Origin of the sequence: Aminobacter ciceronei, from assembly GCF_014138625.1 — a bacterium.
Lineage (GTDB): Bacteria > Pseudomonadota > Alphaproteobacteria > Rhizobiales > Rhizobiaceae > Aminobacter > Aminobacter ciceronei.
On the sequence record NZ_JACJHY010000024.1, the window covers coordinates 105,068 to 116,033 of the forward strand.

The 10,966-nt window shown below is 64.8% G+C and carries 11 protein-coding genes; 7 read left to right on the forward strand and 4 right to left on the reverse strand.

Annotated features, from left to right (window positions below):
* Positions 1-9: 9 nt before the first annotated feature.
* Positions 10-2,301, reverse strand: coding sequence for a glycine--tRNA ligase subunit beta (gene glyS / locus HNQ95_RS22730; protein ID WP_182575245.1), 2,292 nt, complete (start codon positions 2,299-2,301; stop codon positions 10-12).
* A 214-nt stretch (positions 2,302-2,515) separates the two neighbouring features.
* Here glyS and HNQ95_RS22735 point away from each other — a divergent pair, with 214 nt between their 5' ends.
* Entirely contained in the window at positions 2,516-2,689 is a 174-nt protein-coding gene (locus HNQ95_RS22735; RefSeq protein ID WP_154386783.1) for a hypothetical protein, read from the forward strand.
* Between the two features lie 44 nt (positions 2,690-2,733).
* Here the strand turns inward: HNQ95_RS22735 and HNQ95_RS22740 are convergent, their stop codons facing one another.
* From HNQ95_RS22740 to HNQ95_RS22750, 3 genes are all read right to left on the reverse strand, one after another.
* The gene (locus tag HNQ95_RS22740; protein ID WP_182575244.1) at positions 2,734-3,678 is read right to left on the reverse strand and encodes a glycine--tRNA ligase subunit alpha; all 945 of its coding nucleotides are present in this window, start codon (positions 3,676-3,678) and stop codon (positions 2,734-2,736) included.
* Positions 3,679-3,799: 121 nt separating this feature from the next.
* Positions 3,800-5,803: a tetratricopeptide repeat protein gene (locus tag HNQ95_RS22745; protein ID WP_182575243.1), complete on the reverse strand. Its 2,004-nt coding sequence runs from the start codon at positions 5,801-5,803 to the stop codon at positions 3,800-3,802.
* 175 nt (positions 5,804-5,978) lie between these two features.
* A complete protein-coding gene (locus HNQ95_RS22750) occupies positions 5,979-6,995 on the reverse strand; it encodes a polyprenyl synthetase family protein (RefSeq protein ID WP_154386784.1) in 1,017 nt (338 codons plus the stop codon).
* A 150-nt stretch (positions 6,996-7,145) separates the two neighbouring features.
* Between HNQ95_RS22750 and HNQ95_RS22755 the strand changes: the two genes are divergently transcribed.
* The 6 genes from HNQ95_RS22755 to moaB all read left to right on the forward strand — a co-directional run bounded on the left by HNQ95_RS22755 (position 7,146) and on the right by moaB (position 10,820).
* On the forward strand, positions 7,146-7,370 hold the full coding sequence (locus HNQ95_RS22755; RefSeq protein WP_182575242.1) for a putative signal transducing protein: 225 nt from the start codon (positions 7,146-7,148) through the stop codon (positions 7,368-7,370).
* A 26-nt stretch (positions 7,371-7,396) separates the two neighbouring features.
* Positions 7,397-8,167, forward strand: a complete 771-nt coding sequence (locus HNQ95_RS22760) for a tRNA1(Val) (adenine(37)-N6)-methyltransferase (protein ID WP_376769269.1) — start codon at positions 7,397-7,399, stop codon at positions 8,165-8,167.
* 86 nt (positions 8,168-8,253) lie between these two features.
* Positions 8,254-9,117, forward strand: a complete 864-nt coding sequence (locus HNQ95_RS22765; protein WP_182575241.1) for a S49 family peptidase — start codon at positions 8,254-8,256, stop codon at positions 9,115-9,117.
* A 76-nt stretch (positions 9,118-9,193) separates the two neighbouring features.
* Complete coding sequence (locus tag HNQ95_RS22770) at positions 9,194-9,379, forward strand: NfeD family protein (RefSeq protein WP_067964658.1); 186 nt, start codon at positions 9,194-9,196, stop codon at positions 9,377-9,379.
* 10 nt (positions 9,380-9,389) lie between these two features.
* The gene (locus tag HNQ95_RS22775) at positions 9,390-10,256 is read left to right on the forward strand and encodes a 4-(cytidine 5'-diphospho)-2-C-methyl-D-erythritol kinase (protein ID WP_182575240.1); all 867 of its coding nucleotides are present in this window, start codon (positions 9,390-9,392) and stop codon (positions 10,254-10,256) included.
* A 12-nt stretch (positions 10,257-10,268) separates the two neighbouring features.
* Positions 10,269-10,820: a molybdenum cofactor biosynthesis protein B gene (gene moaB / locus HNQ95_RS22780; protein WP_182575239.1), complete on the forward strand. Its 552-nt coding sequence runs from the start codon at positions 10,269-10,271 to the stop codon at positions 10,818-10,820.
* Positions 10,821-10,966 lie beyond the last annotated feature (146 nt).

A 10,966-nucleotide genomic window follows, 5' to 3' on the forward strand; every position in this document is an offset into this window, starting at 1 on the left:
CGCCCCAGCCTATCCCGCGATCTTTGAGAAATCGGCGACCTGGTCGGTCGCCGCACGGATGCGCGCGAGCAGCGCCAGGCGGTTGGCACGCACGGCAACGTCGTCGTCGTTGACGAGAACTTTCTCGAAGAATGAATCGACGGGTTCACGCAACACGCTGAGGGCGCGCATGGCGCCGGAAAAGTCTTCGTTCCGAATCGCCTGGGCAGCTTCGCTGACAGCCTGATTCATCGGCGCGAACAACGCCTTTTCCGCCTCTTCGCGGAAGAGAGCCGGGTCGACGGCGTCGGCAACCGCGGTCCCCTTCTTCTCTTCGGCGGCCAGGATGTTGGCGGCGCGCTTAGTGCCGGCGAGCAGGTTCTTGCCATCCTCGCTGTCGACGAAGTGACCCAGCGCTTCGACACGCCGGGTGATGGTCAACAGGTCGTCGGCCTCCGGCGTGATGACGGCGTCGATAAGATCGTGGCGGGCGCCAAGCTCGCGCAGATAGACCTTGAGACGGTCATGGAAGAAGGCGATCAGGTCGGCCTTGAGCGGCGCGGCACGGTCGATCGTTTCCCTGCGCAGCTCCGCCTCATAGGCAGCCAGCGCATTGTCGACATCCTGTTCGCCGTCGACATCGCCGCTGTCGATCGCGTCCTGCTTTGCCTCGAACGCGGCGAGCTTCTTGGCGATGGAGCTCTCATCGAGCTGACGCAGCGCCGCATCGAACAATGCCTGCAGCGGCAGCTTGCCCCGCGCCGACAGGATGATCCTGACGATGCCGAGTGCGGCACGACGCAGCGCATAGGGGTCCTTCGACCCCGTCGGCTTTTCGTCGATGGTCCAGAAGCCGACGAGCGTGTCGAGCTTGTCGGCCAGCGCCACCGAAACCGAAACCGGGTCGGCGGGCACGCGGTCGGAGGGACCCTGCGGCTTGTAGTGCTCCTCGATCGCCGCTGCCACCGACGGGCTTTCGCCCTGCAGCAGCGCATATTTGCGGCCCATGGCGCCTTGCAGTTCGGGGAACTCGCCGACGACCTCGGTCTGAAGGTCTGCTTTGGCGAGCACTGCGGCGCGGTCGGCCAGCTTCGGCTCGGCACCGACAAGCGGCGCGATCTCACGGGCGAGCCCGCGGATGCGCTGGACGCGCTGCCCTTGCGTGCCGAGCTTGGCATGAAAGGTCACGCCAAGATGGTCAAGGCGGGCCATGCGCTGGTCGAGCGGCTTGTGGATATCGAGGCCGAAGGCTTCGGCCGACTGCTTCAGCGTATCGAGATCGGGCAGGTCGCCCTGGTCCGTCTTCCAGAAATAGAGCGCGTCCGAAAGGCGGGCGCGCACCACCTTGCCGTTGCCATGCGCGATCTCCTTGCCGCCATCCTTGGCCTCGATGTTCGAGGTCAGGATGAAGTGGTTGGAAAGCGCGTCCTCGCTGCCCTGCGGCCGCGTGACGAAGCATTTCTGGTTGGCGCGGATGGTCAGCCGGATGACTTCGGCCGGGATCTCGAGGAACGTGTCCTCGAAAGTGCCCATCAGCACAACAGGCCATTCGACGAGGCCGGAAACCTCTTCCAGCAGCCCTTCATCCTCGACGAGTTCGAGGCCATTGGCGAAGGCGAGGTTGCGCGCATCGGCGGAGATCATCTCCTTGCGGCGCTCGGCGTCGATGACGACCTTGGCGGCCTCGAGCTTGGCGGCGTAGTCGTCGAAGCGGCGCACGGTGATTGCCTCGGGCGCATGGAATCGATGACCAAAGGTGACGTTGCCGGAACGGATGCCGTCAACCTCGAAGTCGACGACCACCGGCTCCTCGGTCTCGGGGCCGAAGGTGCAGACGATCGACTGGAGCGGGCGCACCCAGCGCAGGCTGCCCGGCTTGGCCGAGGCCGGGCCCCAGCGCATCGATTTGGGCCAGGGGAAGGTCTTGACGATCGCCGGCACCAGCTCGGCGATGATCTCCTCCGCCGAGCGGCCGGGCTTGGAAATATGGGCTACATAGAAATCGCCCTTCTTGGGATCGCTGTGGACATGCGCCTGGGATATCGAGCTCAGGCCGGCGCTGCGCAGAAAACCCTGGATCGCCGCTTCCGGCGCCTTGGTGCTCGGGCCCTTGCGGTCTTCATGGATGTCCTTGGAGCGGGCCGTCAGCCCCCTGATGTCGAGCGTCAGACGGCGCGGCGTCCAGTATTCGCGTGCCGCCTCATAGGTCAGACCCGCCTCGACAAGACCGTCGGTCAGCATCTTCCTGAGGTCACCCGCCGCCTTGCGCTGCATACGCGCGGGGATTTCTTCGGAACGCAACTCTAAAAGCAGATCGGGCATCGGACGGGCTCACGCGGAAATGGTCCGCGCGGCATAGCAACTCAGCCGCCCGCTGTCACTTCCCGAACGCGATCGGCCCGAACGCGATCGGCAAAATTCCGTCGAGCTGTCGGACCGTGGCCGGGACAATCGTCCTAGGGATGAAGATTTCCATGAACCGGATGCTGCGCTGGAGCGACCCACGCTCAGACAGACACCTATTGGCCGAACGACAATGAAAACCGCCTCTGCCCTGCTCCAGATCTTCAGCCTCAGCGCCCTGCTCGCCATGCATGTGGCGGCCCCGGCCGAATTCCGGATGCCCGGCGTGCGCAAGGCGTTGCAGACGATCAATGGCGAAACGCTGCAACCCCGCCTTCCGGAGGGGCTGGAACTCGCTGCTGCCTGATGGCCACTTCACGGCGACCTCCCCGACAAGGGAAGGTAAAGCCGTCAAGCCGCCAGGCCGCCGGCTTCGGTCAGCAGGAAAGCCTCGCCGCAGGCCTTGGACAGGTTGCGGACGCGCAGGATGTAGCTCTGGCGTTCGGTAACCGAGATCACGCCGCGCGCGTCGAGCAGGTTGAAGACGTGGCTCGCCTTGATGCACTGGTCATAGGCCGGGAAAACCATCCTGTGCTGGGCCAGATTGCCGCCATCGGCCGGCGCGCCGGCAGCGAGCAGCGACCTGCATTCGGCTTCGGCATCCTCGAAATGCTTGAGCAGCATCGCGGTGTTGGCATGCTCGAAATTGTGCCTGGAATATTCCTGCTCGGCCTGCAGGAAGACGTCGCCATAGGTGACCTTGTCGTCGCCTTCGAGGCCGTTGAAGTTCAGGTCGTAGACATTGTCGACGCCCTGCACATACATCGCAAGCCGTTCGAGACCATAGGTCAACTCGCCGGCGACGGGCGCGCATTCGATGCCGCAGACCTGCTGGAAATAGGTGAACTGCGACACTTCCATGCCGTCGCACCAGCATTCCCAGCCGAGGCCCCAGGCGCCCAGCGTCGGGCTTTCCCAGTCGTCCTCGACGAAGCGGATGTCATGGACAAGCGGATCGATGCCGATCGCCTTGAGCGAGCCGAGGTAGAGCTCCTGAAGGTTGGACGGGTTCGGCTTCAGGATGACCTGGTACTGGTAATAGTGCTGCAGCCGGTTCGGGTTCTCGCCGTAGCGGCCGTCCTTGGGGCGGCGCGAAGGCTGGACATAGGCTGCGTTCCAGCGCTTGGGTCCAAGCGCACGCAACGTCGTTGCCGGGTGGAACGTGCCCGCGCCCACTTCCATGTCGTAGGGCTGCAGGATGATGCAACCGTGTTCGGCCCAGTAATTGTGCAGCGTCAGGATCAGGCCCTGGAACGAGCGGCTGGGGTGCATGTGGGCAGGCATCTGGTCGGTCACGGGCAAAGCTCGATCATTGGCGCGCGCCCCGCAAGAAAACGGGGCCACAGAAGGCCCCGTCCTATTCCGCCCGATTGTTAGGGTCAAGCTGCGGTGCAAAGACGACCGCCGCGCAATCGGCTCACTTGCCCGGCAGCTGAAGCTCCTGGCCCGGTGCCAGCCGCGCGGGATCGCCGCGCAGCTGCGGATTGAGATCGAGGATCTCGCGATAGCGGTCACCATTGCCGAGCACGTCATTGGCGATCGACCACAGCGATTGCCCACGCTGCACCTTGTAGGCGGCTGGGATCACCTGGGCCGCCGGTTCGACTGCAGGCGTTTCCAGTTCGCTCTTCTTCTGGCTGTCCTGGGCAGGGGCTGCCGGCTTGACCGAGATCGGCTTGGCAGGGGCTTCCAGCGCCGTCGGCTTCTCCGGCAGGTCCGGCAGGCCCTTGGCGAGCTTCTGCTCGACATCGGCCAGGATCTTCGGCTCCGGCTTCATGTCGCGGGCATGGCTCCACTGGAATGTCGCTTCGAGCTTGCGCCCGACACGCCAGTAGGCGTCGCCGAGATGGTCGTTGAGCACCGGATCGTCCGGCTTCAGCGACACCGCGCGCTCGAGCTCGCGCACCGCGTCCTCGAACTTGCCAAGTCGGTAGTAGGCCCAGCCCAGCGAATCGATGATGTAGCCGTCGCTCGGGCGCAGGTCGGCGGCCTGCTTGATCATCCCGAGGCCTTCCTCGAGATTCATGTTCATGTCGACCCAGGAATAGCCGAGATAGTTCAGAACCTGCGGCTGGTTGGGGAACAGCTTCAGCGCTTCACGGAAATTCGGCTCTGCCTTGGGCCATTCCTTCAGCCGCTCATAGGCGATGCCGCGCTGGTAGAAGACGTTCCAGTTGGTGTTGGTTGGCGTCTTCAGCACGCTGACCGCCTTGTCGTAGACATCGGCTGAGGCGCGGTAATTGTCGGTCGAGGCATAGACCCCGCCAAGCGCGAGATAGCCGCGCATGTCGTCGGGGTTGGCGTCGACCAGTGCCTTGAGATGCTTGATCGCCTCGTCATGGCGCTTGAGATCGGCGAGGTTGAGGCCGAGCTGCAATTCCGACAGCCGCTTGAGCGGCGAGGCTGCGGGCACGCGGCGGTAAAGCGCGATCGCCTCTTCGCCATTCTGCTGCTGCTCGGCAATGGCTGCGAGCTGCACCAGCAGCTCGTCGCTCTCCGGCTTCAGCGCAAGCGCATACTGCAGATAGAGCCGGACGAAGGGTTCGCCGCCGCCACGGTTCAGCGCCGTCGACAGGTTGAGCAGGATTTCGGCAGCACCATCCTGCGGGTTGGCGACCAGCGGGCCGATCTTCTCGCCCTTGGTGATTTTTTCGCGCAAGGAAGCGATCGGCAGCTTGCCGGGGGCAAACTCGTCGGCGCGGTCGAGGATGGCCAGCGCCTCGGTCTTCTTGCCGGTGCGGGCCAGGAAACCGGCATAGGATTCGGCGGCGCGCATCCAGGTCTCCGGTGCCGCACTGCCGGCGCCGAGATTGTCGATGGTGGCGCGATAGATCTCGTCCGCCTTGTCCTTCTGGCCGGCGGTCTCGGCGATCAAAGCGCGGTGGTAGGTCTTGAACAGCTCGTACCATTCCGGGCCTTCGAGCTTGTCGAGGAACTGCAGCCCGTCGCCGGCCTTGCCCTCGCCCTGCTTGGCCCAGGCGGTCATGACGCCTGTGATCAACCGGTCGAGGTCGGATTCGAGCGCCAGCTTGAGCCACTTCTCCGCGCCCTCGTAATCCTTCTTGCGGAAGGTATCGACGGCAAGCGCCAGGCGCGAGAAACGCTCCACGTCGGGAACTGTCTTCAGCATCTCGGCATAAGGCAGCGATTCATCGAAGCGGCCTTGCGCGATCAGCGCCAGCATCAGGCTCTGCTGCAGGGCGGCATCTTCGGGATCGAAGGCCAAAGCGCGCTTGTAATAAGCAATTGCGCTGTCCAGGTCGTCGTCGGCCTCGGCGGTGCGGGCCGCGAGATAGGCGCCGGAAAACGAACTGATCTCGACCGGTTCGGTGAGCTGTTTGGCATATCCAGGCTGGGTCAGGGCAGTAAAGCCCGCCAGAGCCGCAAGGCCCAACAGCCAGATCGCGCGTCGCTGCCGCATGAAAATCCTTCCTACCAAGGTCCTACGGTCGTCCAGCCGGTGGCCGGGTCGCAACCGCTTGTCGGCGCCAAGCATGGCCTTTTTGGGGTCACGCTTCAATCCGCACCGGCTTCACAATACGACAGGCGGCTCAACGAATTCACAATGTTGAACCAACGGCAGGTGGAAGCCTGCCTCAAACGACGCGGCTTATGCAGAAATCGATGACGTCGATGAGGGCCGACTTCTGCGGCGTCTGCTCCAGCGGGGCCAGCGCATCGCGGGCGATCTCGCCGAAATGGCTGGCGCGGCCGATCGTGTCGGCGATGGCGCCGTGGCGCACCATCAGGCCGACGGCCTTCTCCAGCGCCGCATCGTCAGTCTTGCCCTCCTCGATCGCGCTCTTCCAGAAGGCGCGTTCGGCAGTGGTGCCGCGGCGATAGCTCAGGATCACCGGCAGCGTGACCTTGCCCTCGCGGAAGTCGTCGCCGACATTCTTGCCGAGGTCCTTGCTCGACCCGCCATAGTCGAGCGCATCGTCGATGAGCTGGAAGGCAAGGCCGAGATTCATGCCGTATGAGCGCAGTGCTGCCTTGTCGTTCTTCGACGCGCCGGCAATGACCGGACCGACTTCGGCGGCGGCCGAGAACAGGGCAGCGGTCTTTGCCTTGATGACGGCGAAATGTTCGTCCTCGGTGGTGTCGAGGTTCTTGGCGGCGGCCAGCTGCATCACCTCGCCCTCGGCGATGATCGAGGCAGCGGAGGACAGGATGTCGAGCGCTTCCAGCGAACCGACCTCGACCATCATGCGGAAGGCCTGGCCGAGCAGGAAGTCGCCGACGAGCACGCTCGCCTGGTTGCCCCAGATGGTGCGCGCCGTCTTCTTGCCGCGGCGCAGGTCGCTTTCGTCGACGACGTCGTCATGCAGCAGCGTCGCCGTGTGCATGAACTCGACGGAGGTCGCGAGCCTGACGTGGTTTTCGCCGGCGTAGCCGAACATCTGCGCCGCAGCGAGCGTCAGCATCGGGCGCAGGCGCTTGCCGCCGGAGGAGATCAGATGGTTGGCCACCTCGGGGATCATCTCGACGTCGGAGCCGGCCTTGGACAGGATCAGCTCGTTGACCCGCCCCATGTCGGCGGACGTCAGGTCGATCAGGTCCTTGATCGACGCAGCGTCCCGCTTTCCCTTCTCGATGTTGAGAACGACACCCAAGGCCAACACTCCCAAATTACACAGGCGCGTGGTCGCGCGCGTAGCTCTTAGGCGATTCTAGGGCGGCATGCACCGTGCCCGCAAGTGGCGAATTGGCGCGGTGCAACAGGCAGCGTTTACTTCGCCGCTCCAAACTGCGAATTTCCTGAGATGATCGAACTCATCCGCACCAATGACGCCGTCATCATCTCCTTCGTCGAGGCACTGCTGCGCGACGCCGGCATCGGCAGCTTCACCGCCGACGAGAACATGAGCGTGCTCGACGGTTCGATCGGCATCCTGCCGCGCCGGATCATGATCGATGCCGACGACGCCGACGAAGCACGGCAGCTTCTTGCCGACGCCGGCATCGAGCACGAAATTCGCCGGAAGTGACAGCCGAACCGCCACCCGCAAAACATCTGGACTTGCCACCGCATACGGTGGACGCATTCCATCGCGGCGACTTCTGGCTGGTGCAGCCCAGCGACAGCGGCCACCGCGCCGGCATGGACGCCTTGATGCTGGCAGCCGCCGTGCCGAGCACGTTCGCCGGCCGGCTTGCCGATTTCGGCGCAGGTGCGGGTGCTGCCGGCCTTGCGGTTGCGTCGCGCTGCAGGCAGGCCAAGGTACAACTTGTCGAGCTCACCACGGAGATGGCGCGCTTCGCCGAGGCGACGCTCGCTTATCCCGGCAACGCCTCGCTGCGCGAGCGCGCGTCGGTGCTCGTCGCCGATGTCGGCCTTTCCGGCAAGGCACGCACCGAGGCAGGCCTTGCCGACGCCTCGCTCGACTTCGTCATCATGAACCCGCCCTTCAATCCTGCACATCACCGGCCGACACCGGACGCGCTGAAGCGGCAGGCGCATGTCATGGAGGACGGGCTGTTCGAAAGCTGGCTCCGGAGTGCTGCCGCCATGGTCAAGCCGCGCGGCGGCCTCGCCATCATCGTCCGGCCGGAGCAGCTCGCAGCGATCCTTACGGCCCTCGAGGGCCGCTTCGGCAAGGCCGAGATCGTACCGGTGCATCCGCGCGCCGACGCGGCCGCGATCCGTATCATCGTGCGGGCGGTTCGCGCCTCGCGGGCGCCGTTGACGCTCTGCCCGCCGCTGGTCCTGCGCGATCCCGACGACAGCTTCTCGCAACGCGCCGACGACATAAGCAACGGCCGCGCGTCGCTTTTCGGCGATTGAAGCTTTTCGGCGCCAGAACTGGGCCGAAGCATTGCGGTTGTCGCGGGAATACATACATCCGCATGACCAGAGACCGGAGAGATTACGTGAAGAACCTGTTCCGCCGCCTGCTGCCGAGATCTATGCGAGGCGGCGAGATCGTCATCCCCGTCATCAGGCTGCAAGGCGCGATCATGTCGGGCGGCAGCCAGTTCCGGCCGACGCTTTCACTGGCAAGCACAGCCGGGCTGATCGAAAAGGCCTTCTCGATTTCCAGCGCGCCCGCCGTTGCCATCTCGATCAATTCGCCGGGCGGTTCGCCGGTACAGTCGCGCCTGATCTTCAAGCGCATCCGCGACCTTGCCGCCGAGAAGAACAAGAAGGTGCTGGTCTTCGTCGAGGACGTCGCCGCATCGGGCGGCTACATGATCGCCATTGCCGGCGACGAGATCTTCGCCGACCCGTCCTCCATCGTCGGCTCGATCGGCGTGGTATCGGCCTCGTTCGGCTTCACCGACCTGATCAAGAAGATCGGCGTCGAGCGCCGCGTCTACACCGCCGGCGCCAACAAGGCGACGCTCGATCCGTTCCAGCCGGAAAAGGCCGAAGACGTCGAGCGGCTGAAGAAGCTGCAGCTCGAAGTGCACGAGACCTTCATCGAGATGGTCAAGGAGCGTCGCCGCGGCAAGCTCAAGGACGACCCGGACCTGTTTACCGGCCTGTTCTGGTCGGGCAAGAAGGGCCTCGAACTCGGCCTCGTCGACGCGCTCGGCGACATGCGCACCGTGCTCAAGGACCGCTATGGCCCCAAGGCCGAGCTTAAGCTGATCACAGCACCGCGCGGCCTGTTCGGCCGCAGGCTCGGCCTCGGCTCATCCCTCGGCTTCACGCCTGAAGCAGCCGGTGCGGTTGCCACCGGCCTGGTGGATGCGGCGGAAGAACGCGCATTGTGGAGCCGGTTCGGCCTTTGAAAAAGCCGAAACGGCGGATTATCATGTGGGGACAGCCCCGGCCGGCCGGAAACGGCACCGAAGGGAGGAGAATGAAATGCCGCAGCTCATCTTTTTCGCGCTTGTCGGCGTGGTCGCCTATATCGGCTACCGCTCCTTCATCAAGGAGGCCGAACGGGTGACTGCCAAGGTGCGGCGCAACGAGAAGCAGCGCCAGACCGGCGCCAACGGGACACTGGTCAAGGATCCCGAAACCGGCGAGTACCGGCTCGAGAAAGACTGACGCCCCGCCCGTGACCTTCAACAGCGTTCCGCTCGCCGAACTCGCCCCGGCCAAGATCAATCTGGCGCTGCATGTCACCGGCCGGCGCGATGACGGCTATCATCTGCTCGAAAGCCTTGTCGTCTTTGCCGAGCTTGGCGACCGCATCACCGTTGCGGCGGCAACAGAGGACGGTTTCGTCGTCAACGGCCGCTTTGCCGCCGATGTGCCGGTCGATGGCGGCAACCTCGTGCTCAAGGCCCGGGACGCGCTGCGCGCTGCCTTTCCCCATCACACCACCCAGCCGGTCGCCATAGCGCTCGAAAAGAACCTGCCGGTCGCCTCGGGCATCGGCGGCGGTTCGAGCGACGCGGCTGCCGCGTTGCGCGCCCTGAGCCGCCTTTGGCGCCTGCCGGCCGATGCCGCAACCCTTGCCCGCCTCGCCTTGCCGCTTGGCGCCGACCTGCCGATGTGCCTGGCAGGGCATCCGCTGATCGCCCGCGGCATCGGCGAGCAGCTCGCCCCGGTCAGGCATTTTCCTTCGCTACCGATGGTGCTGGTCAATCCCGGCATCGCGGTGGCGACACCGAGCGTCTTCCGGGCGCTGGCCTCACGTGAAAATCCCCCGCTCGCGCCGCTCGACAGCGCCGATACCGTGCTCGACTGGCTGGCAACCAGCCGCAACGACCTCGAGCCTGCAGCAATGTCGATCGAACCCTCGATTGTCGCGGTGCTGACCACCCTTCGCAATTCGGGTGCCGCCTTCGCCCGCATGTCGGGATCGGGTGCCACCTGTTTCGGCATCTTCGACAGCAATGCTGCCGCCGCGCACGCGGCGACGGCGATCTCCGCAGAGCGCCCCGGCTGGTTCAGCGCCGCCACAACGACCCGGACCTAGGAGCCCAACACAATGGCCAGCGAGCCCCGCCCCTTCGTTCCCGTCCGCATCGCGGTGCTGACCGTCTCCGACACCCGCACGCTGGCCGAGGACAAGTCAGGCCAGACGCTAGCCGACCGCATCACCGAAGCCGGGCACGTGCTCAAGGCGCGCGACATCGTCACCGACGACAAGGACAAGATCCGCGACATCGTCACCGCCTGGTCGCTCGATGCCGAAATCGACGTGATCATCACCACCGGCGGTACCGGCTTCACCGGCCGCGACGTCACGCCGGACGCGCTGGAGCCGATCTTCGAAAAGCGCATGGACGGCTTCTCGGAGGTGTTCCACCGCATTTCCTACGACAAGATCGGCACGTCGACGATCCAGTCGCGTGCCACCGGTGGCGTGCTCAACGCCACCTTCGTCTTCGTGCTGCCGGGGTCGCCAGGGGCGTGCCGCGACGCCTGGGACGGCATTCTCAAGGCGCAGCTCGATTACCGCCACATGCCGTGCAATTTCGTCGAGATCATGCCGCGGCTCGACGAGCACCTCAGGCGTGGCGGCACCAAGTCAGCCTGAAGCCAGGGCGTCTTTCGCAATTTCCGACGAAATCTCGCTGCTGGAATTGCCCTAGGTCACATACCCATAAACGGGATTCCCATTTGGCATCGGTTGTGATTCCCTTCCTGCAATCAGCGGGAGGTGATCATGGCGCGTTTCGATCT